This window comes from Nitrospirillum amazonense (genome assembly GCF_007828035.1).
In the GTDB taxonomy this organism is placed as follows: Bacteria; Pseudomonadota; Alphaproteobacteria; order Azospirillales; family Azospirillaceae; genus Nitrospirillum; species Nitrospirillum amazonense.
The window spans coordinates 709,116-734,029 of sequence record NZ_VITV01000002.1; the positions used below are offsets into that span (position 1 = coordinate 709,116).

Genomic DNA, 24,914 nt, shown 5'->3' on the forward strand with positions numbered 1-24,914 from the left:
CCCGCCCCAGTACGGGGCAGGTTCATATAATCATGAAGGCGTTAACCCTTCCTTTCAACAAAATCGGGCCAACAAAATCGGGGGAAGGCGCCCCGCCTCGCTCCCCCCTCAGCTGAGGGGACGGCCGAAAAACAGGGTATAGCCGTCGGGATCCCTCAGTTCAAAGCCGCGCAGGCCGTCCCCCGTGTCCTGCAGCGGTACGGAAAAGACGGCGCCGCGCCCCAGGAATTCAGCGGCGAGCACGTCCGGTTCGTCGGTATTGACGTACGAGTCCCAGCGCGCGTTGGCCGCCCGTGCGGGGTTGGGCACCGGTTCCACCTCCACCGACTTCAGGAACAGCATGGCGCCATCCCGCACGACGATGGCGAAGAAGGGCGCCTCTTGCGGGGACATGTGCATGACCGTGAACCCCAGCGCGTCGCGGTAGAACGCCGCCGACGCCACCACATCCCGCACGATGAAGAATGGCGCCATGCCGTTCAGGATGGCGCGCGCGGTCATGATGGCAGCGCCAGCACGCGCTGGGCGGCGGCCACGCCCGTCTCATAGGCGCCGGGCAGCCAGCCGGGCCAGGTGAGCGAACAGGCCTCGCCGGCGAAGCACAGCCGGTCGCCCACAGGCTCCGACAGGATGCGGCGCGCCTCGGCATGGCCCGGCTTGGCCGCGGTCATGGCGCCCAGGGAATAGGGGTCGGCGCCCCACCGGCTGACGTGCCAGGCGGTGGCCTGCCGGCGGGTGAGCGATCCGAAGACGTCGGCCACGGCGTCGCGCACCAGGTCCACCGCCTCCTGATCCTTGGCCGTTTCCAGCTGGCGGGCCAGGTCGCCGCCCACCGTGGCGATGGCCAATTCCCGGCCGAAGGGGCGCAGGCACAGATCCAGCACACGGCCGTCGCCGCGCACCTGGTCCAGGGCGGTGAAGGGGTCGCAATCCAGGCTGTCGGGCTTGTAGCCCAGCGCGATGCGGTTGACCAAGCCGGTGGTCAGGCCGTCGAACGCGGTGCGCACGCCCTCCGGCAAGGGCGGGTCGAAGGTGACGCCGCCCGAGGCCAGCACCGAAATGGGCACGGTGATGATGGCGGCATCGGCGCTGACTACGCCCTTGGGCGTGGTGACCCGCACACCGCTGCCCGACCAGTCGATGCGGCTGACGGGACTGGACAGGGTGATCTTGACGTCGCGCGCCATGTCCTTGGCGAGGCTGGCGACGGCGGTGCCGATGCCACGCGGGAACCACAGCGCCGCCTCCGCATCCGGTCGGCGCGCGGCGTCCAGGCTGGACAGGTCCTTCAGCTCGACGCCGAAGTCCAGGGGCCCCACCAGGGCGGTGGCCAGCTGGCCCAGGTTCCCCAGGTCAGGCACCAGTTCGGCGGCCGAGCGGTCGACCTGGGCGCGGCCGGCCTCCTTCACCGCCCGCTCCAGCCGGTCGATGGCGTCGGCGGCCGCCGCATCGGTGTCGGCGTCGGCCTCCTTGGCGTCGAAGAACAGCAGGTCGTCGGCGCCGTCGTCCGGCACTGTTTCCATGCCGCGCTCATCCAGCAGGCGGCGCAGGGGATTGTCGGCCGTGGCTTCCAGCGAGCCGCAGCCGATATCGTAAGGGAAACCGAAGGGCTTGGACTCCGTCCAGGCCCTGCCGCCCACACGGGTGCGGGCCTCCAGCACGGTGACCTCGGCCCCGGCCTGCCGCAGGGTGCCGGCAGCCGCCAGTCCGGCCAGGCCGGCCCCGATGACCACGACCGTGCGGCCGGGACGGATAGGTGCCGGACGGCTGGCCACCGCCCCCGCCAAGCCGGGCAGGCCGCCCGTCAGCAAGGGCGCCAACGCCAGTCCGCCAACCAGGCCGCGCCGCGACAGCCCGGCGCCTGCCAAGAAACCCGGTGATCGGGAAGAACCCGACATGTCACGCCTTCCGACTTACCATCTTCGGCGGGGATGATACCGCCCAGGAAGCGGCCCTGTCACCGCGCCATCCGGCGGATGCGCCATTTCGTCCTTTCAGGATAAGGGCTTCGTCCTCAAGCGCGGGAAGCCGCCATTAGCCCAGGGCGGAGGTGGTGACGGCGCGGTTCTGCTCACGCGTCTTCTGGAAGCGGATCTTGGGATAATCCTCCTGCGCGCGGTTCAGCTGCCAGCTGTTGCGCGCCAGGAAGACCAGGGCCCCGTCGTGATCCTCCGCCAGGGCGGAGCGGTTGCTGTCCAGGAAGGACTTCAGCACCACCGGGTCATCGCATTCGATCCAGCGGGCCGAATCATAACCGCATGATTCGAACTTGGCCTTGATGTCGTATTCGGCATCGATGCGGGCGGCCAGCACCTCGAACTGCAGCGGACCGACGACGCCCACCACCCAGTCGGCACCGATCAGCGGCTTGAACACCTGGCTGGCGCCCTCCTCCGCGAAATGCTCCAGCGCCTTGCGCAGGTGCTTCATCTTCATGGGGTCGTCCAGCTTCACCCGCTGCAGCAGTTCAGGCGCGAAGCTGGGCACGCCGGTGTAGCGCAGGTCCTCGCCCTCGGTCAGCGTGTCGCCGATGCGCAGCGTGCCGTGGTTGGGAATGCCGATGATGTCGCCGGGATAGGCGTCCTCCGCCAGTTCCCGGTCGCGGGCCAGGAACAGCACAGCGTTGTTGACCGCCAGCAGCTTGCCCGAGCGCATGTGCTTCAGCTTCACGCCCCGGCGGAAATGGCCGGAGCACAGGCGGAAGAAGGCGATGCGATCGCGGTGGTTGGGGTCCATGTTGGCCTGGACCTTGAACACGAAGCCGGTGACCTTGGGCTCCTCCGGCTGCACCGTGCGGCTGTCGGCCTGCTGCGGCCGTGGCGACGGCGCGTAGGCCGCCAGGCCCAGCAGCAGCTCGCGCACGCCGAAGTTATTGATGGCGCTGCCGAAGAACACCGGGGTCTGGTGGCCTTCGCGATAGGTTTCCAGGTCGAAGGGCGGGCACAGTTCCCGCACCATGGCCACGTCCTCGCGCAGCTTGGCCACCTGGTCGGCGGGCAGCAGCTCATCCAGCTTGGGATCGTCCAGGCCGTCGCACTGGATGCCCTCGCTGGCGACGTCGCCTTGGCGGCGGTCCAGCAGGACCAGCCGGTCGCGGATCAGGTCATAGCAGCCGCGGAAGTCAGGGCCGGAACCGATGGGCCAGGAACCGGGCGTCACCTCCAGCTGCAGGTCGCGCTCCACCTCGTCCATCAGGTCGAAGGGGTCGCGGGCCTCGCGGTCCATCTTGTTGACGAAGGTGATGATGGGCACGTTGCGCAGGCGGCAGACCTCGAACAGCTTGCGGGTCTGCGCCTCGATGCCCTTGGCGGCGTCGATGACCATGACCGCGCTGTCCACGGCCGTCAGCGTGCGGTAGGTGTCTTCGGAAAAGTCTTCGTGGCCCGGCGTGTCCACCAGGTTGAAGGTGCGGTCGGCATAATCGAAGTTCATCACCGACGCGGTGACGGAGATGCCACGCTCCCGCTCCACCTTCATCCAGTCCGACCGGGCGCGCCGCTGCTCGCCGCGCGCCTTGACCGCGCCCGCCATCTGGATGGCGCCGCCGAACAGCAGCAGCTTTTCCGTCAGCGTGGTCTTGCCGGCGTCGGGGTGCGCGATGATGGCGAACGTCCGACGGTTATGGACTTCCTGGGGGAGCGCGCTCATGGGACCAAACGTAAGGCTGAAGTCTTAAAAGGCGAAAACGGGGCCGTCCGGTGCTGGACGGCCCCGTCATCAAACGCGGGACTTAATTGGCGGAAGAACGCGGGCGACGCAAGCCCCCCGTCCCGCCGTCACCCTGCACCCGGGCCGGGCGCGGTCCGTTGTTATGCTTGCGGGCCCCATCGCGGGCCGGCTTGGCGCCGTCCAGCGGGTGGTAACCGCCACCATTGCCGCCGCCGTGGCCGGCGCCATGGGCGCGGGCCGGGCGGTCCTGCCGATGGCCTTCGCCGCGATGCGGGCCTTCGGAACGGGGATGACCGTCACGGGGGCCGCCGAACTTCTTGAAGCCGCCTTCCGGACGATCGCCGCGCTCACCGCGCGGGCCCTCGCCCCGGGGGCTCTCGGCGCGGAAGCCACCTTCCGGCTTCCGGTCGCCACCGAAGCCGCCCTGCTTGAAGCCACCCTGCTTGAAACCGCCACCATGGCCGCCGAACGACTTGCGCGGGCGGCCACCGGGGGTGCCGCCGGGACCGCCGGCCGGACGCTTGGGCAGCTCACGCGGCTCCAGGCCCGGGATGACGTGCTCAACGGCGCGGGTCTGGGTGTAGCCCTCGATGCCACGCACCAGGCCCCACTCATGACGGGTGTACAGGCTGAAGGCATTGCCGGTGTTGCCGGCGCGGCCGGTACGGCCGATGCGGTGCACATAGTCCTCGGCCTGGCGCGGCAGGTCGAAGTTGATGACGTGGGTCACGTCCGGCACGTCGATGCCGCGGGCGGCCACGTCGGTGGCCACCAGCAGGCGGACACGACCGTTGCGCAGGGCCTGGACGGTGCGGTTACGCTCCTGCTGGCGCATGTCGCCGTGCAGGGGGGCGGCGGCATAGCCCATTTCCGACAGGCTGTCGGCCAGGCGGTCGGCGTCGCGCTTGGTGGCGGCGAAGACGATGCCCTTGTTCATGGACGGGTCGGCCACCAGGTGGGCCAGCAACTTTTCCTTATGCTCCAGGCCGTCGGCCCGCAGGAAGCGCTGCTCGATGGCGCTGACGTTGACGCTGCCGCCGGCAACGTCAACGCGCTCCGGGTTCTTCAGCAGGTTGCCGGCCAGGCGCACCATGGCCTTGTCCACCGTGGCGGTGAACAGCAGGGTCTGGCGGTTTTCCGGGCAGGCGTTGGCGATCATCTCCACGGGCTCCAGGAAGCCCATGTCCAGCATGCGGTCGGCCTCGTCCAGCACCAGCATCTCGACGGTGGAGAGATCCAGGCGCCCGCGCTCCAGATGGTCGATCAGGCGGCCGGGGGTGGCGACCACCAGGTCGACCCGGCGGCGCAGCATCTCCAGCTGCTGGCGGTAGGGCATGCCGCCCAGGATGGCCAGGGTGTGGATGCGGCTGTACTTGGAATAGCCGCGGACGGCGTCCATCACCTGGGTCGCCAGCTCACGCGTGGGGGTCAGCACCAGCAGGCGGGGCCCGAAGGTCTGCAGGCCCTCGGCGCTCAGCGGGCGCGGGGTGGTGGCCATGCGGTGCAGCGCCGGCAGCACGAAGGCCGCGGTCTTGCCGGTACCGGTGTTGGCGGACGCGATCAGGTCGCGGCCAGCCAGGGCGACGGGGATGGCCCGCTCCTGGATGGGGGTGGGGTACTGGTAGCCGACTTCTTCCAGCGCCTTGGTCAGGGCGGGGGCCAGGCCCAGGTCGGCGAAAGTGGCGCGGCCGTCATTGGCGGCGTCCAGCTCGACGGTGTCGAGGATTTCGGTTTCGGTCACTTCGGTATTGGCGGCAACGGGCAAATCCAAGGGACTTTCCTTCACATAGCAAAACAGCGCCGCGCCCCTCCCGCCCGGGAAAGGCACGCGAACAAACAAGCCGGCACCGCGCCCGCCGAACAAACGGCAGGCGGCACCAGCCAACGAAAGAGCGGCGCAACGTCGGAACGTGTGGAAAGCCGGACCTATCCGGCAATCACAACCCCGAAAGAAGCGGGGCTATGGAAGCGGCGCTGGCGTCGCCCCCTGGAAAGCGGAGACGACCATAACCATGCGCCAGGGGGCCCCTCGGCCACTCAGGCGAGGCGGACCATACGGGGGCGGCCGACAAAAGCCAAGGATTCCGTGACATGCCGCAACGCAACGCAGCGTGGCGCCAGACGCACAGGGTCGCCCCTTATAAATCCGGTCCCTCTCGCAGCAAACGCGCCGCCACCTTTTTCACCGCGGCCTTGGCGGCGTCCGTCGCGGTGGCGTTGGTCAGGATGGTGACACCCTGGCGGCGCCCGGGATCCAGATAGGCAACGGTGAAGATGCCCTCCGCCCCGCCCCAGTGCTCCCACCGGTCCGCGCCGTCCAGGGGTCCCATCATCCAGCCCAGGCCCTGGCCGCTCAGCCAGCCGGGCAGGTTCGGTGCCGGCTGGCGCGTCAGCATCTGCGCCATCGTGCCGGCCGGCAGCACGCGCGCGCCCTCCGCCGCGCCATCGTTGGCGCAGGCGGCGATGTAGCGGGTGAAATCGGCGGCGGAGGATTGCAGCATGCCGGCCGACCAGTCGGGGAAGCCCATGGTGGCAACGGGCTTGCTATCCTCATACGGTGTGGCGGCCAGGACGGGCGGCACCTCGCCCAAGGTCCAATAGCTGTGGTGCAGGCCCAAGGGTGCCATCAGGAACTGGCGTATGGCCATGCGGGCGTCGAAGCCGCCGACGCGGCCGGCGACATAACCCAGCAGGGCGAAACCGACATTGGAATAGTCCCAGGCCTCCCCCGGGGCGGCGGCGTAGCAGCCGTTCGCATCATAATAAGTGCCGCCCGGCATCAGGTAGCCCACCAGCATGTCGCGCAGCGCCAGCGGCGTGTCGCCGCCCCGGTGCCGGAAATCCACCGCGTAGTACTTTTCGTCCGAAATGCCGGAGGTGTGGGTCAGCAAGTGGCGCAGCGTGATGACGGCATCGGGGTGGTGCGGGTTCACCACGGGAAAGTCGAGATGGGCCGCCACCGGGTCATCAAGGGTCAGGCGCCCCTGCCCCGCCAGGCGCAGGATGGCCGCCGCCGTGATGGTCTTGGTGATGGAGGCGATGGCGAACACCGTGTCCGGCGTCACCGGCCGGCGGCGGGCCACGTCGGCATAACCGTAGCCGCGGACGAAGCGTACCCGCCCCTCCCGGGCATAGCCCACCGCCGCCCCCGGAATGCCGGCCTGGGCCAGGGTGATGCGGATGTCGTGGTCCAGGTGGACGGGGATTTGGGCCCATGCCGGGCGTGCCATCAGGGCCCCCGCGGCCGCGGCGATCACATGACGGCGCGTCGGTTTCATACTTACCCCTCCCCTGATTCTGGACACCCCGGTTCGATCCGCCTATAATCTGTAGGTGCCTACATATTTGTCAAGGAACCTGTCGCCCGTGCCCCCATCCGATGAGATCACACCGCCGGAGGATTATTCCCGCCGCCTGGGCGGCGCGGCGCTGGGCGCCCGCTTGCGGCGCCTGTCAGAAACGATAGACGGCGACGCCACCCGTACCTACGACGCCTTGGGCGTCACGTTCGAGCAGCGCTGGTTCGGCGTGCTGAACCAGCTGGTGCTGAACGGCCCCCTGACGGTGGGGGAGCTGGCCAGCCGCCTGCGCATCACCCACGTCTCCGTCAGCCAGACGCGCGCCTCATTGGAGAAGGCCGGCCTGGCCCAGACCACCGCCGATCCGGATGACGCGCGCCGCCGGCGCCTAGCCCTGACTCCGGCGGGGACGGCGCTGGTGGAACGGCTGCGTCCCTTGTGGCGGGCGCTGGAGGCGGCGGCGCTGGACCTGGATGCCGAAGCGCAGGCCGTGACCGCGGCCCTCGACCGGCTGGAGGACGCGCTGGCCCGCCGCAGCCTCTACCAGCGGGTCCTGGATCATCTGGCCGGGGAGACGGCATAAGACATAGGGGAGCCGCTACACTCTTGCGCCGGCCCGGCCCCGTCGTCCATGGTCCGCCGCCATGAAACGCCGCGCCTCCATCCCCCGACGGCCCGCCCAGCCCGCGTTGCTGCTGGGGCCCTTGCTGCTGGCCCGGGGTGGCCAGGGCGACCGCTGGCGCATCAGCGCCGTGATCGTCACGGACGGGGAGGATGAGCCGCCAGACTTGACGGTCGGCGGCGTGGGCCTGCCCGTGCCGCCCCGCTGGCTGGGGAAGCTGCCCGAGGGCAAGGGCGCCGCCTGGCGCTACGACTTCGCCGTGCCCCGGGGTGCGCAGGATGGGCGGGCGGACTACGGCTTCCTGGACCTCGGCAGGCCCTGGTCCTTCGCCGTGCCCGGCATGGCGGTGCCGCCGCGCGTGGCGCTGGCCGATGCCGGGGACGACGCCCCGTTTGCCTTCTCCCCCTCAGGCCCCTCCGCCTGGTCGGCCCTGCTGTCCCGCCATCGGACGCAGCCGTTCCACCTGTTCGTGCTCAGTGGCCTGGTGCCGCGCGGCCTGGCGCCGGACGGCACGCTGGCCGGCCCCGCCCAGGCGGAACGCCGCGCCCTGATGGCCAGCGTGCCCCACCTGGCGGCCTGGACCGGCCCGGGGACGCATCATGGCAGGGCGGCGGGCCCCCGCGCCTTGCACCGCCTGCTGGCCCAAGGGCTGGGGGCGGAGGACAAGGCAGAGAACGCCTGGGCCGGTGCCGACGACCTAGTGCAGGGCCTGACGCTGAACCGCCTGGGCGTGCTGGCGCTGGATGCCGCCGCCGACCCGGATATGCTGGCGGAGCGGCTGGACCGGTTGCGCGGCTGCCGCGCAGCCTTGGTGCTGACACGCGGCCCCGGCGCCCCCATCACCGGCTGGCGCGCCCACCTGGCCCGCTTGCGTCCCGGCAGCAGCGCCAGGGACACCCTGACGCCGGCACTGGACCGCTTCCGCGATGCCGCCGCCATGGAGATCGTGCATCTGCGTCCCGGTGCGCCGCCAATGGCGAAGGAAGCTTGCCGCCTGCTGCCCGACTTGGCGACGGATGCCCGCTGGCTGGAGGCGCGGCTGGGCACCCGGGGCCTAGAACTGACGACGCAAGAGGCGCGGCCGGCCGCCCTGCCGGCGGGGGGGCCCGACACCGGTCCCGATACCGGCGGCGGCCGGTAGAAATCGCGGGCCACGCCTGCGCCCATGCCGGTTGACCCCGGTGGCGCGCAGGGTCCAGCTTGGCGTCGCGATAATCCACATCCACCAAACCCACCGCGTCAGGCGTCCCGAGGCTTTCCGCCCCCGGGGACCGCCTCACATGACGGAGTTCGCCATGGTCGGCGCCCTTGCCATGCTGGTGGTCTGCCAGCTCATCGGGGAAATCGTGGTGCATGGCCTGCACCTGCCCATCCCCGGGCCCGTGCTGGGCCTGCTGCTGCTGGTCGCCTGGTTCGCCTGGCGCGGCGGCCCGACCCAGACCATGGGCACCACCGCCGACGTCATCCTCAGCAACCTGTCGCTGCTGTTTGTGCCGGCGGCCGTTGGCATCGTGCAGCACGGCCAGCGCTTCCTGACCCAGGGACCGGCCATCGTAACCGCCCTGTTCGCCAGTTCCATCCTGACCATCGCCGTCACGGCCTATGCCTTCCTGTGGGCGGACAGGCGCTTCGGCGGAAAGGGGGCGGCACCGGCGGCCCCCGCCAGCCATGATCCTTTCGACACCGATACGAACGGCGGAGCCGGGGGTGCCTCATGATGAGCAAGAAGGGCCTGGGCGACATCTGGGTCTACCTGTCGGCCAGCCCGCTGCTGTGGCTGGCGGCCACGTTGGTGGCTTATCTCATCGGCGTGCGGATCTACACCCGCACCAACCGCAACCCTTTCGCCAACCCAGTGGCGCTGGCGGCCCTGTTCCTGGTCATCCTGCTGGTGGTCACGGACACGCCCTATCCCAACTATTTCAATGGCGCGCAGTTCATCCATTTCCTGCTGGGCCCCGCGACGGTGGCCCTGGCCGTGCCGTTGTGGCGCCACCGTGCCGACGTGCGCCGGGGCGCTCTGCCCCTGACCATCGCCATGGTGGCCGGCTCCGTCACTGCCGCCGCCTCGGCCGTCTTCGTCGCCCACGTGCTGGGGGCGGACAGGGAAACGGTGCTGTCGCTGGCGCCCAAGTCGGTCACCACGCCCATCGCCATGGGCATTTCGGAGAGCATCGGCGGCATCCCCTCGCTGACGGCCGCCATGGTCATGGTGACCGGCATCATCGGCGCGGTGTTCGGCCCGCTGCTGTTGCGCTGGCTGAAGATCCGCGATGACAGGGCCAAGGGCCTGTCCATGGGCATGGCGGCCCACGGCGTGGGCACCGCCATCTCCTATACCATGAGCCCGCTGGCCGGCAGTTTCGCGGGCATCGCCATGGCCCTGAACGGCCTGATCACCGCCCTCGCGGTACCGCTGCTGCTGGCTTTGCTGCTCTGAGCCTCAGGCGCCCTTCCCTCAGGCGCCCCCTCAGGCGCCCTTGCGCAGGATGAACAGCAGTCCATCCACCGGCCGCCCCTTCTCCCAGCGTGGCGCCACCGGCGCCAGGTGCTCCACATCCAGGCCCGCGCCGCCGGCGGCCGCCAGCACATGCTCCCGCGCGTGAGCATAGCGGCGGCTTTCCCGCAGGGCGTAGGGCCCCTCACCCGACCAGCGCTCCACCGTCGCGGCGAAACGACCGCCGGGCTTAAGCGCCCCGGCCGCCGCCTGGAACACCGGCGCCAGATCGCCCAGGTAGACCAGCACATCGGCCGCCAGCACCAGGTCCCAGGCACCCGGCGCCTCCGCCAGAGCGCCCATCAGGTCGGCGTCCCACAGCCGATCGTACAGGCCACGGGCGCGGGCGTGCTCCACCATGCGCGGTGACAGGTCGACACCGGCCAGGAACCGGGCCAGCGGCTTGACCTCCACACCCCCCAGGCCCGTGCCGCACCCAATGTCCAGGATGTCCAGCCCAGCCCCAACCCCCACCGTGTCCAGCGCCTGGCGCAGTAACTGCGGCGCCTGATAACGCAGCTTCTGCGTCAGGTCGGTGTCGAAACGGTCGGCGTAGCGATCGAACAGCGCCTTCACATACGTTGGTGTCAGGTCGGCGCCCCCGGTGGCCATGGCGGCCTCCAACGCCGCCAGCAGCCGGGCAGCGCCGCCGGCATCCTCAGGATCGGCTTCCAGCGCCTGGTGCCAGCAGCGCGCCGCCTTCTCCCCCTCCGCCAAAGCGGCCCACGCGCGGCCTTGCAGCACCAGGGCGCCGGCGCGGGCTGGGTCGGCCGGATGGGCGTGGGCCAGCAGCGGCTCCAGCATCTCCACCGCCGTCAGCGGGTCGCCGGCGTCCACCAGCACTTGCCCCACCTCGGCGGCCCCGTTCAAGTCGTGGGGCGCCAGGAAACGGGCCTCGCGCGCATGGGCCAAGGCGGCAGCGGTCTGGCCGCGCGCCAGTTGCAGGCGCGCGGCCAGACGGTGGCCGGCCGCGTCATCCGCCCGGCGGGCCAGCGCGGCCGATGCCAGGGCCCAGGCGGCGTCATGGTCACCGGCATCGGCCAGGCAGCACGCTTGGTCCAACGCCCACGAGGTGCGTCCAGGTTCCGCAGCGGCGGCCGCGGCGAACTGGGCGGCGGCCTCCAGGAAGCGGCCCTGGCGGCGCAGCACGGCCCCCAGGGCTCCCCGGGCCTCGGCAGCCTCCGGCGCCAGGGTCACGGCCGCCGTCAGCGCCGCCTCCGCCGCGGCCTCGTCCCCGGCGTCCAGGGCGTCATAGGCCTGCGCCATCCGCTGTTCATAATCGGGAAAGCTATCGGAGGTCATAGTCGGACTCGGAGTTTCAGGGCGTGGGCCGAGGGCCCCTTATGGCCCCTCCATTCCTGGGGGGCAACCCGCGCTATGGCGCTATTTGTAGAGGGGCCCCCAGTTCACACGGGGGCAACATGACGCACGCTAAGGGCTTGGAATCCTGGACCGCATGGGGCATGGTGCCCTCGCTGACAGGGGCGCAGCGTGGCGCGGTTGCCACACTCCGGTCATATTTTTTATTGACCTGCTGCGTTTTGTCTGCAATTGCTATGCGGCCGTTGCATGGATATAGGCCTTACGGTTAGACGGCAACGGTAATTCGACCCATTCGGTTAGGGAGCGGTCACCGCACTGAGTATCGGTGATCTGATGGAATACCCCGCCCGCGAGCGGGGATGTGCTTTGGGGAACCAGCACAGACGCCAGATGGATGTCGCGACGCGAGGTCGTCGACGCCAGTGACGATAGATGGAGGACTCTCATGCAGATCGCGCGCCGCCGGAGCGACGCCCTTCTAGGCCGGGAGTCCGAATCCGAGTCCGCAGGCGCCCTCCGCCTCCGCTCCACTGCCCGTCTCTTCAAGACCGCCATCGCCGGGCTATTCCTCAGCCTGGGTCTGGTCGCCGCTGCCCCCTCCGCCCACGCCGCTTGCCTGGATCACATCCTGCAGGCTGAAAAGGAGGCCGGTGTGCCGTCCGGCCTGTTGCTGGCCGTGGCCCTGGTGGAAAGCGGCCAGTCCATTTCCTCGGAGGCCTATGCCGTCAACGTGAAGGGCACCGCCCATTTCGTGTCGACGCCGACCGCCGCCGCCAAGTATCTGCGCGATCCCAAGGGCAACCTGCGCCAGGACGTGACCGCCGGCTGCATGCAGCTGTCGCTGTCCGACCACAAGGCGGCCTTCCACCCGGTGGAAAAGATCGTCGATCCCAAGGAAAACGTGCAGTACGCGGCCCGCATGCTGGCCCGCCTGCGCGCCACCGCCGGCAGCTGGGCCGCTGCCGTGGCCCGCTACAACGGCGGCAGCGGCAAGACCGCCCATGCCTACGCGTGCAAGGTCCGCAGCAACCTGGTCAGCCTGAACTCCGTCAACGCCTCGCTGATCGATGGCAACGGCTGCAGTGACGAGGAAAGCACGGCGGTCACCCCGCGCACCCGTCGCGTCTACCAGAGCGCCACGACCGAGCCGGTGGGCTGATCCGCCCTTCCCATTTGATCCACCGTTGAACAGGCCGCCCCATGAGGCGGCCTTTCGCTTTCTGGGTCGCGGCCACGGCGATTGCCGGTGCCGGCCCTTGCTGGCATGCTCCCGCCCCATGAACTACCGCCACGCTTTCCACGCCGGCAACCCGGCCGATGTCATGAAACACGCCATCCTGGCGCTGCTGATGACCCGCCTGACCGCCAAGCCCGCCCCCTTTGCCGTGCTGGACACCCATGCCGGCATCGGACGCTACGATCTGACCGGGGACGAGGCCACACGCACCGGTGAGGCCGCCATGGGCATCCAGCGCCTGCTGCAAGCCGCCGAGGCGGGAACCCTGGGCGCCGCCGCGACCGAAGCGCTGGCCCCCTATCTGGACGCCGTGCGCGCCGCCGCCGGCCAGTCCGCGGGCCCTGTCAGCAGCTATCCGGGATCCCCCTGCCTGGCGCGTGCCTTCCTGCGGGAGAACGACCGGCTGATTCTGGCCGAACTGCATCCGGAAGACGCACAGACCTTGAAAGGCGTGTTCCGGGGCGACCGCCAGGTGGCGGTGCACCACATGGACGGCTGGACGGCATTGAAAGCCCACCTGCCGCCCAAGGAAAAACGCGGCCTGGTGCTGATCGACCCGCCCTTCGAAGCGGCGGACGACTTCGACCGACTGGTGGCCGGCTTGGCCCTGGCGCACGGCCGCTGGCCCACCGGCATCTACGCCCTGTGGTATCCTATCAAGGACCGCGCCGTAAGCTGGCGCCTGCACCAGCGGCTGGAGGACAGTGGCATACCGAAAATCCTGGCAGCCGAATTGACCTGGAACGACGACGCCCGCATGGATCGCCTGAACGGCTCCGGCATGATTTTGGTTAATCCGCCTTGGCAATTGGATGAAACTTTAGGGCAAATGCTGCCGGCTCTGCACGAGGCCCTTGGCTTCACCCAAGGTATCGCCCATGTTGAATGGGTCGCCGGCGAACATATTGCCTAAGGACATAACCTTTCGGTTAGGTTCGCTGTGAGTGACATCAGTGGATACGACGGGGAAAGAGGATCCAGCGGATGGCGCAGAACGGTCAGCGGCCTTTCATGGCGGAAATTCAACGGCAGCGACGGGCGCAAGACCAACCCGGCACCGTTGACGCCCTGTCGCTGTCAGCCACCACGCTGAACCCGGCCGCCTTGGCCCCGCTGACCCCGGCGCAGGAAATTCGCCTGGACACGTCGGAAGTGATGGAGGCGATCCAGCATCTGGGTCAGAAGCTGGACCGTTTCCTGAATACCGACCACACCCAGATCGAAGCGATCCATGTGGAGATCGCCGACATCGCCGGCCGCATCAAGGCGACGAAGCTCGAAATGGCGGCCCTGCGTCATCCGTTGGCCAAGGACGACACCTTCATGGAGGCCAGCCAGCAGCTGACCGCCGTCGTCGCCTCCACCGAGGCCGCCACCAACAGCATCATTCAGGCGGCCGAGGAGATCGACGACATTGCCAATGAGGTTCGCTCCCAGTTGCCGGAAGGCTACCAGAACTCTCGCCTCAAGGACCTGAATGAGGTCACGCTGCGCATTTTCGAGGCCTGCAACTTCCAGGACCTCACGGGCCAGCGAATCACCAAGGTCGTCCAGGCCCTGAGTTTCATCGAAGAGCGGGTCGAGGCCATGATGTCGCTCTGGAACTCCAAGGAGTTCGAGACCATGCCCCTGCCCCCCTCCATCCATAAGCATGATGAGGGCCTGGAGCTGCACGGCCCCGTCAAGGACGGCGGCCAGACCATCTCGCAGGCGGACATCGACGCCCTGTTTGATTGATCCTCAAGCGGCGGGCGTTGGCATCCGCCGACTTGGCTTATTCTCATTCTGCAGCCCGCCACGCTTCCGCCGGAACTCCGGCGGGCGCAGTCGCGCCCTACTGCGGCATGAGACCATTCTCATGCCGGTGGAGCGCTCTTTTATATTCCTTCTGTAATGCGCGAGCCCACGGTGGTGAGCCCCATAAACGGCAACAGGGGCCCAAGGGGCCCCTGCACCGTGTATCGGTCCCCGGAGGGCCGAAACATGCCGTCGATCTTTTAGTTGGTCAGGGTGCCGGCCATGAAGGCCATGCTGCCGAAGCCACTGCGCGCGGCGGCGACAGCCACCTGCGTGCGGTTCTTGGCACCCAGCTTCTGCATCACCGCGCGCACATGAACCTTGACCGTGCCTTCCAGCACGCCCAGTTCGCGGGCGATTTCCTTGTTGGAGCAGCCGGCCAGGATCAGGCGGAAAATATCCTGCTGGCGTTCGGTCAGACGGTCCGCCAAGGCGGCCTCGCGGCTGGCCGGAGCCTGGCCCATGGCCGGGCCCGAAGCGCCGCGCACACCCGCCAAGGCGGCGGTGAGCGCCTGGCGCGGCATGGCCACGTAATTCTCACCCGACAGGATCAGGGTCAGCGTACGCTCCAGCACCTCGGTCGGGCCCGTCTTCAGCACATAAGCGCGGGCGCCGGCGCGGATGGAGGCAATGACCTCATCCCCTTCCTGTACGGCGGACACCGCCACCACGGGCACGGAGCCCAGGGCGGAAGTCAGCTGCGCGATGGCTTCAACCCGGCTGCCGGACAGGCTGTCCAGGTCGAGCAGGACGAGATCGATTCCCGGCGCGGACATGGCCTGTGCCAGCGCTTCCTCCACGGTGCCGGCCTCAAGCGCCGACGCACCCGGGAACTGGGTGGTCAGCATCAGGGCGGCGCCGCGGCGCACCAGGGCCTGGCCATCCACGACGAGAAAAGTGCGGTGGCGGGGCGAAGCGCCCACACCGGCAATTCCGTTTTCCAAACCATCCTCGGCTAGACTGCTGACAGTCCCGGGAAAACGCGCGGTCATGCTCATCATCTGAAACCCCACGTTCGAGTCCGGCCACTTCCGGCCCAGGCCATCCAAAACGCTTCATCCGGCATCGGGCCCCGCGTGGCAGGTCCCTGATGATCGCCCATCGGTTCCGGCACCTTTGGCCCCCGGACCGACACTTTCGATGAACGCGTGACCCTGACTGGTTAGCGACACCTTCGCCATTATGACCATTCGAACACGGCCAAAATGGGGCAACCTAACCTTTTTTCCCCGGGAACCCCATTTCCGCCGTGGTACCCCCTAGGCGGCTTCCGATTTTCCCGGGTGGCCAAACGATCCACCTCACGATGTGACAGACTGTGACCCGTTTTCAGACATGCCGCAACAGAAACATGGCGTTCGGGGTCACTTTCCCATAGGATTGTCGCAATAGAACTGGCGATCTATTACCTGGCCACGGGGCAAATAGGCCGTTAACAGGTTAGCGTCGACATTTCACGAGTATCCACGACAATGTTAGTAAAATTTTTAATAAACAGTCTCCGGTGGGGGAGACCGCAATCACAATGGGGGAATAGGCAATGACAGGCCGCAGCGTTCTTCTGATCGACCAGGATCAGTTGTTCGGGGCGGCACTGGGTACATTGCTGGGGGAAGATAGCTTCCAGCTGTTACCGCCCGTCCCTTCGGTTGAGGAAGCAATGAAGGTGCTGCGGGACATCGCAGCGCCCGATTTGATCATGGTCGACCCTTGGGGCATAGACCCGCCGCGCGTGGCCAGCGAGCTGCGGCGATTGCGCGCATCCGCCCCCCAGACCCGCATCGCGGTGCTGACCTCCGACACCAGTGATTCGGTGCTGAAGGCCAGCCTGTTCGCGGGCATGGACGGCCACCTGTCAAAATCATCCGGCGTCGCCACCCTGCGCGACGCGCTGGAACTGATCCTGGCTGGCGATGCCGTGTTTCCGCCGCGCGCCGCCGCCCTGGTGGCCCAGGCGCAGCAGCCCCAGGGGCCCACGCCGGCCGATCTGGTGGCGGCCACCGCCGATCTGTCGCGGCGCGAGATTCAAATCCTGGGCTGCTTGCTGGCGGGACAATCCAACAAATCCATCGCCCGCCGGCTGGAAATCACCGAGTCCACGGTGAAGATGCACTTCAAGAACGTGATGCGCAAAATCGGCGCACAGAATCGCACCCAGGCCGCTGTCTGGGCTATTCAGCGCGGCATCGGTCCGCTCAGTTAAGTAGTCCCCCAGCCTGCGGCGGACGCGATCCGCCTCCCATAGCGGCATGAGTACGCCGTTGATATGGCGCCAAGCCGCCCGAGAAACCTTCGACACAAAAGAAAAAGGGCGCCGCCCAGCCGGGTGGCGCCCCTTTCTTATTTCCACCGTCCGGTTCCGGCCCCTTAGGCGGGAGCCAAAGGCTGGAGTTCCGGAAGGCGTCGTCCTCATCTGGTCGGAGAGCCGGGCCTGGGGTTCGCCCAGGCCCGCTCACCGATCCCCTGACTGGATCAGGGGAAAATGATGACGGCGCGACGGTTGGACGGCTCACGCACGCCGTCCGCGGTCGGGACCAGCGGATCGGACTCGCCCTTGCCGTCGGTGGCGATGGAGGCGCCGACGCCCTTGGACGTCAGGTAAGCCTTCACGGCCTCGGCGCGGCGCATGGAGAGCTTCAGGTTGTAGGCGTCCGAACCGGAACGGTCGGTGTAGCCCGTCACGTTGATCTTCGTGATGTGGCCGGTGGCAGCGTCCTTGGCGGCGTTGTCCAGCACGGTCTTGGCGTCAGCCGACAGGTCCGTCTTGTCCCAGTCGAAGAACACCGTGAAGTTCCGCGAAATGGACGGAGCCGGCGGCGGGGGCGGCGGGGGCGGGGGCGGCGGGGGAGCCGGCGGAGCTACGGTCGGGGTCGGCTTGGGCGCCGGGGCCGGCGGGGCGCCGAAGGTGTAGCGCAGGCCAACCAGGACCGAGTGGTTCTGGTAGCCGGCCTTGAACTTCGGAGCGTTCGACGGCTCGTAGGTGGTGTCCGGCGTGCCCATGAAGCGGTAGCCGACGGTGAAGTCCAGGTTGTCGCTCAGCGCGTAGGCGACGCCGGCAGCCAGCTGGTAGGTGAAGGCGGTGGTGGAGGTCTCCACCGACAGGCCCGGCGTGTACAGGTCGCCCACGCCGTCGAACTTGTAGCGGCCGAAACCGATACCGGCGCCGACATACGGACGCAGCGGGCTGTCGACGTTGAACTCGTAGTAGGTGACGGCCATGAAGGTCAGGGCGGTCAGGTCACCGGCGCCGCCGGCGCGGCCCGGGCCGCCACCGGTGATGTCGCCGACGGTGCTGCCACCGTAACCGATTTCCGCACCGACGCGCACGCCGTTGCCGAACTTGTAGCCACCCTCGACCAGGCCGGTGGGCGAGGTCGTGAAGTCGGCCTTGTCGGTGTAGACCGGGCCCTTCAGGTCGGTCTTGTCAGCCCAGTTCACACCGGCCTGGGCACCGAGGTAGTAGCCCTCGTTGGTCTGGGCCAGCGCGGTGGCCGGCAGACCGAGCGCGAACACCGCGCACAGTAATGAATGACGGAGTTTCATTCGTCGTTTCTCCTCCTTCTGACCGAGGGGTACGTCTCCCCAAAGGAACCCTCGGTTGAATTAAGACTACCCTTCGCGCCAGGACGTGGCGCCTTTGATTGTCCCGCCGAACGGCAGGGTTAGACAACGTCCTGAGTTAATTCAATCCTTCAACACCGAACGGGGAGCAACCCAGCCTTGTGAGCTACGCCGTTCGGCCCGTCAGGACACGCCGTTAATCGGATGGAAATGAGGTTAAACTGAGGCAGGAATTTTCAAGGGGCGCGGTTTGCATAAGTAGCGGAGGCGCCATCCGCCATTTGCATATTGCACGGTCCTAGGGCTTTAGTTAGCCCCAATGTCATTCACGACCGTAAAATGCCGATTCTGCCGCAGCACGGGCCGCCGCCGCGTCGGCGAAGACTTGCCCATCGAGGGCCTGGGCACGCATGTGAACCGCGTGGAAGGCCATGCCGTCGGGATGCACCGTCACCAACCCTACCGCTTCCTCGTCGATTTCAATGACATATGCCATCGGATCAGGCAGCGCCGAGGCCGCCTGCCGGGCCGGGCGCGCGGCGCTCGCTTCGTGGTCGTGCGTGGGCGTAAATTCAATAGGCTCACCACCGGCGGGCATAATATCCAGAGCCTCGTGGAGAGCTATTCTATTGGGCATAACCCATTCTCCTTTCATCAGGCGCGCCTCACGGGAAGGGCGCCGACTTGCGGAGCGGATTAAACAATCCCCAGCATTACGATTTCCACCACGCTTATGGGCATAGCGTTACTTTGTCACCAGCCCTTTGTTATCCCCCGCCTGGGCTGGCCCTTAGGCCCACACCCGGAAATTCGGGCATGGGCCTTATGACCTTTGGCGCTGACGTTAGTGGGACGCGCCACTGGCGGCGCCGCCGGCATCCTTCGTGGCGGCGGCAGTGGGAATCGCGACCGCGGGGGTGGGGCCGGTGATGCGATCACCGGCCGTGGCGGCGGTCATGACCGGCGGCGGCAGGTCGCAGCGCGGCAGCTCCGACACGCGGACGACGGCATCGTTGGTGACGGTCTTCACCACGTCGGCGTCGCTCATCAGCTCAGCCTGGGCCAGCATGTCGGCATGCTGGGCGCAGTAGATATCGGTGGAGACGGCCGCGATGTGCTGGGACATTTCGTTGGCCAAGTGGGTGCGCAGGGTGTCCAGCGCGCGGTTGGGGTTGCCCTTGGCCGTCTTGCGGTAGTGGGCGATCAGCGAGTCTTCCCAAGCGATGATCTGCGCCTTGTGCGCCAGCGTGAACTTCTTGTAGCGCACATAGAGGCCTTCGTAGTTCCCGCCCAGCTGCTGGCAGGTCAGGCCGATGACCATCAGACGGGTGTGGTAGCGGATGGCCTGTTCGGCATCAAACTCCGCCGGGGAATAGCAGGGACCCGACACCTTGGCCGGCTTGGGAGTCTTGGCGGCCTTTTCCGGTGCGGCCTTCTTGGATGCCGCGGCCTTCTTGGCCGGGGTCGTCTTGTCGGCAGCGAAGGCCGGCGCGCTTACAGCGGCGGCGGCCAGCGCAATGGACAGGAGGGGGGCGGCGAGCAAACGGGCACGCGTCATGGCGCGGGTATCCATATCAGTATCGGAACGATCGGCATCGTGGCGGCGGCGCGGCACATCCCCATGAAGACATCCCCCTTGCCGGTCAAGGCCAGGAGGAACGCCCGCGATCAGGCCCCCGCATCCACCACATCTTGTACTTTTAGCCCTGCATGCCCACCATGAGCAAGAGTCGGGCGCGACCTAGCCCATAAGGGCGGGGTCCAGGCGTGACCGTCCCACGGAAATGAGGAACGCCATGGCCCGTATTGGCATCGACCTGGGCGGGACGAAGATCGAAGGGCTGGCCCTGGGTGACCAGGGGGAAGAGCTGGCCCGCCGCCGCATTCCCGCCCCCCGCGACGATTACGGCGCCACCCTGGCCGCGGTGGCCGGGCTTGTCGCCTGGCTGGATGCGGAGATCCGGGTGCCCGCCAGCGTTGGCGTGGGCATACCCGGCGTGCTGTCCCCCCTCACCGGCCTGGTGAAGAACGCCAATTCCACCTGGCTGAACGGCCATGCGCTGGACCGTGACCTGGCGGCGGCCATCGGCCGGCCTGTCCGGCTGCAAAATGACGCCAACTGCCTGGCCCTGTCGGAAGCCGCCGATGGGGCCGGCGCCGGCTGCCGCACCGTCTTCGCCGCCATCCTCGGCACGGGCTGTGGCGGCGGCGTGGTGGTGGATGGACACATCATCACCGGCCGGCACGCCGCTGCGGGCGAATGGGGCCACAGTCCCCTGCCCTGGCCGCAGCCGCCGGATGCACCTGGTGAGAAGCCCGGGCTGGGGACTCGCATGGAGGACGAACGGCCGGGCCCCACCTGTTACTGCGGCCGTCGGGGCTGCCTGGAAACCTGGGTCTCCGGGCCCGGGCTGGCCGACGACCACGCCCGCGCCACCGGCCGCGTCCTGGCAGCTGTGGAGGTGGCCGCCATGGCCGCGAGCGGCGACGGCCCGGCGCAGGCGGCCCTGGACCGCCATGTCGACCGGCTGGCGCGCGGGCTGGCCGGCGTGGTCAATCTGTTGGATCCGGACGTCATTATCCTGGGCGGCGGCCTGTCCAACATGGCCCATCTTTATGAGCGCCTGCCGCGGCGGCTGGCGGCTTGGTGCTTCTCCCCCGATGTCACCACACCCATCCGTCCGGCGCGGCATGGCGACTCCAGCGGCGTGCGCGGCGCCGCCTGGCTTTGGCCCCTCCAACGCTGACCTTAACGCCGGCCGGCCCGACCTGGGGCATGTTGGGGGCCCGTCTTTGGAGAGGACGGTCAGGCCTAGCGACGTGCCCAGATCAGGGTACCGGCCGCCGTCGCGAACAGCAGCAGGGCGAGGATGGCCGCCCACAGCGCGGGCGAGGCCAGGATGAGCACCGCGCCGGCGATCACCTGGGCGGCGGCCGCCATATGCCAGCGGGCCCGGGGCGTGATCCGAACGGACATCGGCGGGGCCGCGGGCGGGGCTGCGGGCGGGGCCTTGGAGCCCGAGCCCGCCGTGCGGCGGCGGCTCTTCGGATGGCTGCCGCTTTGACGGGCGGATGCAACGGAACGGGAGGGTGCGGTTCGCTTGGTCATGGGTCATGGGCATAGCAGCGCCACCCCCGGAGGGCAAGGCAGGCCGGAATAGGACGCCTGAGTCGCGGGGGACCGGGCTCAATAAAGACGGTGGCGGCGATGTGCAGCTCCCTCCGGCACCGAAATGCCCGGGGACTCTGGCTTTCCGGGTAAGGCGCCCTCCATTCCGCCTAGGCCGGGGGCCTGTCGACACAGCCGTCGGCACCGTCATCCAGGGGGCCGCTGGCGAGTCGGCGAATGAGGTTTTTAAAAAAGAGCGATGACGATGGAATCAACGCTTGCAGTCCAAGGATTTTCTTTTAAATAAAGGTCAGGACTTGGGTGTCACCGGCCAGCCCTGGCGGACATTCGCAACGGCGACCCGGCACTTCAGTTCAACTGGATTTTCATAAACCTTGCGTCGTCGCCCTCCGGGCGTAAATCCGTGTGGCGCCGCGTCGGTATCCTGGTCTTTGCTTGAAAAGACGTCGGAATACTTAGGGGTTTTGAATATCGCTTTTAAAAGGTGTGGCCCGTCGTTGTAAAAAGCGGCGGCGACATCAGGGGTGCCGCTACGGCCGGCTTTGGCCCGTGTCGACGGCGCGCCTTGCAACACCCGTCCGTGACCGCCGGGTCAGCCCCCCATCGTTCGGCTGCCGGCCTTTTGAATGATGTGTGACAGACATGACCCAAGAGCCCCTGTGGCAGCCTAGCGATATCCAGAACCAGGAAGGCGTGGAGAAGGAAGCCGACGGCGACGCCCCCAAGCGGCGCGGTCGCATTCCGCAATCGGCCTGGCCGTCCATTCTGGAACGGTATCGCGCCGGCGCCACGCTGTCGGCCATCGCCCGCGAGTTCGACTGCACGCCCAGCGCTATTTCCTATATCGTGCGCAAGGCCGAGACGGCGCAGCCCGGCGAAGGCGGCGACGCCCCCGCACCGGCCGTGGAGGCAGCCCCCGCACCCAAACCGGCCCGCACGCCGAAGGTGGAGGCCCCCACGGCTCCCGCCCCGGCCTTGCCGCTGGAGCAGCCGGTGGTGACGGAAGCGCCAGCAGCCCCCCAGGCGGCCCCCGCCGCCGTGGAAGCCGCCCCCGTGGCAGCCGCTCCCGTCGTCGAGCAGCCGCAGCGCGCCCCGCGCGCCGCCGGCGAGCGCGGCCCCCGTGGCGAACGTCCTATTCGTTCGCACGAGGGCCGCTCCCAGGAAGGTCGTTCCCACGAGGGCCGCGAAGGCCGTCCGGAGCGTGAACCGCGGGGCGACCGCGCCGAAGGGGAACAGCCCCGGGGCGACCGGTTCGGTGATCGTCCGCAGCGGGGGGAGCGCCGCACCCTGACCGGCGCCGCCGTTGCCAATGCCGCCCAGGAACGCAGCCAGCCGCCGGTCGTCAGCCAGGGCCAGCGTCCCTACGGCGATCGCCAGGGCAACCGCGCGCCGGTCGACACCGACAGCATGGACCAGTTGCTGGACCGCCCCTACAACAGTGACCGTCCGGTGGGTTCGGAATATCCCTACCGCCAGCAGCAGCGCAACGCCGCCCGCCTGGAGGCGGCCGAGACGCCGACGGAACCGGCCGACCAGCGCATGATCGCGGCCGCGCAGCGCAGCGCCGAGGCCTATACCGCCTGGAAGGCCAATCCCGAAGGCGGCATGCAGGGCCTGACCGACGCGCTGCATGAGCTGCGCAAGGTGATCGCCCGCATGGAGATCGAGATGTCGGCCAGCCGCAAGGAAGAACATGCGGCCCGGCCCATCCCCATCCCCTATCACCGCGCCCAGCGCCGCTGAAGGCTCGGGGCTTATGCCCCGGCTTTCAGCGCCCGCGAGCATTGGATGTGAAAACACCCCGCCCGGGTCTTCTCGGGCGGGGTGTTTGCATTTGGACCGCCGCTCAAGGAACGGCAGCCCATGAAAGGGTGACGGCGTCAGCCGCCCATGGTGGCGCCCAGGATCAGCACGGCGCCATAGAGGGTGGCGAACAGGCTGGCCAGCGCCAGGAAATCCCGCACCAGACGGCCGCCATTGGCGCCGGCCCGGCTCAGCGCCCGGCGACGCAGCAGCGTGGATTTCGGGGCAAAGCCGACACCGTGCATCGTGTCATGGACCGCAATGTACGCCATTTACCCCTCCACCGTTTGTCTATCCGGAGCCGGCGTACTTTCACGCCCGGCTGTTCATGGGCTTAGTGTTGCCAGAACGTTCCAGGAACCACAAGCGGAAATGTTCTCATCATGTTCCTTTTTTGGACTCGCCTTGAGAACATTCAATCCCTGGGGGCTGGATCATGCCCAAGCCCCCAGGAATGGGTTCAGCGCCCAACGCGGGCGAACGCCTCCTCATACCGCTCGGGCTTGAAACCGGCCATCACCACGCCATCCAGCTCCAGAATCGGGCGCTTGATCATGGACGGTTGGGCCGCCATCAAGGCCACCGCCTTGACGGCGTCCAGGTCTTGCTTGTCGGCGTCCGGCAACGCCCGAAAGGTGGTGCCTGCCCGGTTCAGCACCGTTTCCCAGCCCAGCGCGGCGCACCACGCCTGCAGCCGGGCTTGGTCGATACCCACGGCCTTGTAGTCATGAAAGGCATAGTCGATGCCGCGCCGGGCCAGCCAGTCGCGGGCCTTCTTCATGGTGTCGCAGTTCTTGATGCCATAGAGGGTGACGGCCACGGCCCAGGTTTCCTTAATTGATGCAGTAATGCGGAAATGCGGAATTCTTTCAGCTTAATACAGGCGTTCCCAAGGTGAACCAGGCGCGGCTGATGCGGCCATCCGTCACTTCATAAATGCCGATGACCTCCACCGTGCCGGGGCCTTCCGGAAACGCCCGGGTCACCATCTCATGATCCACCACAGTGCCGCCCACCGCCATGCGGTGCAGCAGACGACCGTGCAGGTTGGGTTCCTGGAACCGGATAAGATGGCGCGCCCGAATCTCATCCATCCCGCGGGCCAGCAGGGTATCGGGATGCTGGTAGACGCGCGCGTCCTCGGCCCAATAGGCCATGAAGGCGTCGATATCCTTGGCATTGTAGGCGCGCAACTGGCCATCCACCACCTGCTCGGGCGTCAAGGTCGAAGAGGACATGGGCGGGGGCATGGTGGCGCTCCTGAAGGAGAAGGATGAGATCATCCTTATCAGGCATCACGCCGTCCGTCCGTCGTCCGTATTCGGCATGCCGCCCATTCCCCACCCGCCTCGAAATGCCTCTGACGGGATCATCAACAATGGATGGATACTGGCATGGCCCAGGTGGAAACGGCGCCGCTGGCGCCGGCGGGGTGTTGTACATGGATGTCTGGCCTGTGCGGCCGGCAGCCTGCTGCTAAAGGGAAACGCTAGCCGGCGCGCCGGCGAGAGGTGGCGCGGGGCTTGAGGGCGTCCAGCGCGTCGGCGTTGCGGCGGCCCCAATCGTACAACATCTCCACCGGTTCCACGAAGCGGCTGCCCAGTGCCGTCAAACCGTAGTCCACGCTGGGAGGCAGGGTATCGTGCACCCGCCGCTCCAGCAGCCCGCTTTCCTCCATTTCACGCAGGGTCTGCGTCAACATCTTCTTGGAAATGCCGGGCAGGCTGCGGTGCAGCACGCCGGCGCGGGCACGGCCGTCGTGCAGGGCGTACAGCGTGTGCAAGACCATGCTGGTCCATTTGGTGGCGAAGATTTCGATCACGCGACGTGGCGCGCAATCTTCCCGCCAATCGTCCTCCGGGGTCCCACTCATCATCGCTGGATACCTTCTGGTGCCTATGTCCCCATTTGGTGCCGTCTGGACGCCCTGGGCGCATCGGCCTAGCCTGCCTTCCGTTAGCAGGAAACGCGCCCGC

Annotated in this window: 25 protein-coding genes; 10 read left to right on the forward strand and 15 right to left on the reverse strand. The window is 67.9% G+C overall.

The window, feature by feature from the left end; all coding sequences use genetic code 11:
- Positions 1-108: 108 nt before the first annotated feature.
- The 5 genes from FBZ87_RS07220 to FBZ87_RS07240 all read right to left on the reverse strand — a co-directional run bounded on the left by FBZ87_RS07220 (position 109) and on the right by FBZ87_RS07240 (position 6,947).
- Positions 109-501: a VOC family protein gene (locus tag FBZ87_RS07220; RefSeq protein WP_145609624.1), complete on the reverse strand. Its 393-nt coding sequence runs from the start codon at positions 499-501 to the stop codon at positions 109-111.
- Positions 498-1,898, reverse strand: coding sequence for a flavin monoamine oxidase family protein (locus FBZ87_RS07225; RefSeq protein WP_145609625.1), 1,401 nt, complete (start codon positions 1,896-1,898; stop codon positions 498-500). The genes FBZ87_RS07220 and FBZ87_RS07225 overlap by 4 nt, the downstream gene beginning before the upstream one ends.
- Before the next feature lie 136 nt (positions 1,899-2,034).
- On the reverse strand, positions 2,035-3,648 hold the full coding sequence (locus tag FBZ87_RS07230; protein ID WP_145609626.1) for a peptide chain release factor 3: 1,614 nt from the start codon (positions 3,646-3,648) through the stop codon (positions 2,035-2,037).
- Between the two features lie 82 nt (positions 3,649-3,730).
- Positions 3,731-5,440, reverse strand: a complete 1,710-nt coding sequence (locus tag FBZ87_RS07235; RefSeq protein ID WP_246134279.1) for a DEAD/DEAH box helicase — start codon at positions 5,438-5,440, stop codon at positions 3,731-3,733.
- A gap of 367 nt (positions 5,441-5,807) precedes the next feature.
- The gene (locus FBZ87_RS07240) at positions 5,808-6,947 is read right to left on the reverse strand and encodes a serine hydrolase domain-containing protein (RefSeq protein WP_145609627.1); all 1,140 of its coding nucleotides are present in this window, start codon (positions 6,945-6,947) and stop codon (positions 5,808-5,810) included.
- An 88-nt stretch (positions 6,948-7,035) separates the two neighbouring features.
- Between FBZ87_RS07240 and FBZ87_RS07245 the strand changes: the two genes are divergently transcribed.
- From FBZ87_RS07245 to FBZ87_RS07260, 4 genes are all read left to right on the forward strand, one after another.
- Complete coding sequence (locus FBZ87_RS07245; RefSeq protein ID WP_211106860.1) at positions 7,036-7,551, forward strand: MarR family winged helix-turn-helix transcriptional regulator; 516 nt, start codon at positions 7,036-7,038, stop codon at positions 7,549-7,551.
- Between the two features lie 61 nt (positions 7,552-7,612).
- Positions 7,613-8,731, forward strand: coding sequence for a hypothetical protein (locus FBZ87_RS07250; protein WP_145609628.1), 1,119 nt, complete (start codon positions 7,613-7,615; stop codon positions 8,729-8,731).
- A 139-nt stretch (positions 8,732-8,870) separates the two neighbouring features.
- The gene (locus FBZ87_RS07255) at positions 8,871-9,308 is read left to right on the forward strand and encodes a CidA/LrgA family protein (protein ID WP_211106861.1); all 438 of its coding nucleotides are present in this window, start codon (positions 8,871-8,873) and stop codon (positions 9,306-9,308) included.
- On the forward strand, positions 9,305-10,030 hold the full coding sequence (locus FBZ87_RS07260) for an LrgB family protein (RefSeq protein WP_145609629.1): 726 nt from the start codon (positions 9,305-9,307) through the stop codon (positions 10,028-10,030). The genes FBZ87_RS07255 and FBZ87_RS07260 overlap by 4 nt, the downstream gene beginning before the upstream one ends.
- A gap of 30 nt (positions 10,031-10,060) precedes the next feature.
- Here FBZ87_RS07260 and FBZ87_RS07265 read toward each other — a convergent pair whose 3' ends face one another.
- Positions 10,061-11,389, reverse strand: a complete 1,329-nt coding sequence (locus FBZ87_RS07265) for a methyltransferase (RefSeq protein WP_145609630.1) — start codon at positions 11,387-11,389, stop codon at positions 10,061-10,063.
- A gap of 466 nt (positions 11,390-11,855) precedes the next feature.
- Between FBZ87_RS07265 and FBZ87_RS07270 the strand changes: the two genes are divergently transcribed.
- The 3 genes from FBZ87_RS07270 (at position 11,856) to FBZ87_RS07280 (ending at position 14,384) form a co-directional block, all read left to right on the forward strand.
- Complete coding sequence (locus tag FBZ87_RS07270) at positions 11,856-12,569, forward strand: transglycosylase SLT domain-containing protein (RefSeq protein WP_186454625.1); 714 nt, start codon at positions 11,856-11,858, stop codon at positions 12,567-12,569.
- A 118-nt stretch (positions 12,570-12,687) separates the two neighbouring features.
- The gene (locus FBZ87_RS07275) at positions 12,688-13,560 is read left to right on the forward strand and encodes a 23S rRNA (adenine(2030)-N(6))-methyltransferase RlmJ (RefSeq protein WP_145609632.1); all 873 of its coding nucleotides are present in this window, start codon (positions 12,688-12,690) and stop codon (positions 13,558-13,560) included.
- Positions 13,561-13,631: 71 nt separating this feature from the next.
- Complete coding sequence (locus FBZ87_RS07280; RefSeq protein WP_145609633.1) at positions 13,632-14,384, forward strand: protein phosphatase CheZ; 753 nt, start codon at positions 13,632-13,634, stop codon at positions 14,382-14,384.
- A gap of 260 nt (positions 14,385-14,644) precedes the next feature.
- Here FBZ87_RS07280 and FBZ87_RS07285 read toward each other — a convergent pair whose 3' ends face one another.
- A complete protein-coding gene (locus FBZ87_RS07285; RefSeq protein WP_246134280.1) occupies positions 14,645-15,367 on the reverse strand; it encodes a response regulator transcription factor in 723 nt (240 codons plus the stop codon).
- Positions 15,368-15,984: 617 nt separating this feature from the next.
- Here FBZ87_RS07285 and FBZ87_RS07290 point away from each other — a divergent pair.
- Positions 15,985-16,647, forward strand: coding sequence for a LuxR C-terminal-related transcriptional regulator (locus FBZ87_RS07290; RefSeq protein ID WP_004272649.1), 663 nt, complete (start codon positions 15,985-15,987; stop codon positions 16,645-16,647).
- A gap of 269 nt (positions 16,648-16,916) precedes the next feature.
- Here FBZ87_RS07290 and FBZ87_RS07295 read toward each other — a convergent pair whose 3' ends face one another.
- From FBZ87_RS07295 to FBZ87_RS07305, 3 genes are all read right to left on the reverse strand, one after another.
- On the reverse strand, positions 16,917-17,987 hold the full coding sequence (locus FBZ87_RS07295) for an OmpA family protein (RefSeq protein ID WP_145609635.1): 1,071 nt from the start codon (positions 17,985-17,987) through the stop codon (positions 16,917-16,919).
- 340 nt (positions 17,988-18,327) lie between these two features.
- Positions 18,328-18,642 carry a hypothetical protein gene (locus FBZ87_RS07300; protein WP_145609636.1) on the reverse strand — a complete coding sequence of 105 codons (315 nt, stop codon included), beginning with the start codon at positions 18,640-18,642 and terminating at the stop codon, positions 18,328-18,330.
- Between the two features lie 207 nt (positions 18,643-18,849).
- A complete protein-coding gene (locus FBZ87_RS07305) occupies positions 18,850-19,563 on the reverse strand; it encodes a hypothetical protein (protein WP_145609637.1) in 714 nt (237 codons plus the stop codon).
- 238 nt (positions 19,564-19,801) lie between these two features.
- Here FBZ87_RS07305 and FBZ87_RS07310 point away from each other — a divergent pair, with 238 nt between their 5' ends.
- A complete protein-coding gene (locus tag FBZ87_RS07310; protein WP_145609638.1) occupies positions 19,802-20,752 on the forward strand; it encodes an ROK family protein in 951 nt (316 codons plus the stop codon).
- A 65-nt stretch (positions 20,753-20,817) separates the two neighbouring features.
- On the opposite strand, the gene FBZ87_RS29120 is transcribed toward FBZ87_RS07310, so the two are convergent.
- Positions 20,818-20,982: a hypothetical protein gene (locus FBZ87_RS29120; protein ID WP_186454627.1), complete on the reverse strand. Its 165-nt coding sequence runs from the start codon at positions 20,980-20,982 to the stop codon at positions 20,818-20,820.
- A gap of 795 nt (positions 20,983-21,777) precedes the next feature.
- On the opposite strand from FBZ87_RS29120, the gene FBZ87_RS07315 reads away from it, so the two are divergent.
- Positions 21,778-22,878 (forward strand): hypothetical protein, encoded by a 1,101-nt coding sequence (locus FBZ87_RS07315; protein WP_145609639.1) that lies wholly within the window; start codon positions 21,778-21,780, stop codon positions 22,876-22,878.
- Between the two features lie 137 nt (positions 22,879-23,015).
- Here FBZ87_RS07315 and FBZ87_RS07320 read toward each other — a convergent pair whose 3' ends face one another.
- The 4 genes from FBZ87_RS07320 to FBZ87_RS07335 all read right to left on the reverse strand — a co-directional run bounded on the left by FBZ87_RS07320 (position 23,016) and on the right by FBZ87_RS07335 (position 24,814).
- Positions 23,016-23,210 (reverse strand): hypothetical protein, encoded by a 195-nt coding sequence (locus tag FBZ87_RS07320; RefSeq protein ID WP_145609640.1) that lies wholly within the window; start codon positions 23,208-23,210, stop codon positions 23,016-23,018.
- A 188-nt stretch (positions 23,211-23,398) separates the two neighbouring features.
- Positions 23,399-23,758 carry an ArsC family reductase gene (locus FBZ87_RS07325; protein WP_145609641.1) on the reverse strand — a complete coding sequence of 120 codons (360 nt, stop codon included), beginning with the start codon at positions 23,756-23,758 and terminating at the stop codon, positions 23,399-23,401.
- A gap of 49 nt (positions 23,759-23,807) precedes the next feature.
- Positions 23,808-24,188, reverse strand: coding sequence for a nuclear transport factor 2 family protein (locus FBZ87_RS07330; RefSeq protein ID WP_211106862.1), 381 nt, complete (start codon positions 24,186-24,188; stop codon positions 23,808-23,810).
- 239 nt (positions 24,189-24,427) lie between these two features.
- Complete coding sequence (locus tag FBZ87_RS07335) at positions 24,428-24,814, reverse strand: winged helix-turn-helix transcriptional regulator (RefSeq protein ID WP_145609642.1); 387 nt, start codon at positions 24,812-24,814, stop codon at positions 24,428-24,430.
- Between the last annotated feature and the right edge of the window lie 100 nt (positions 24,815-24,914).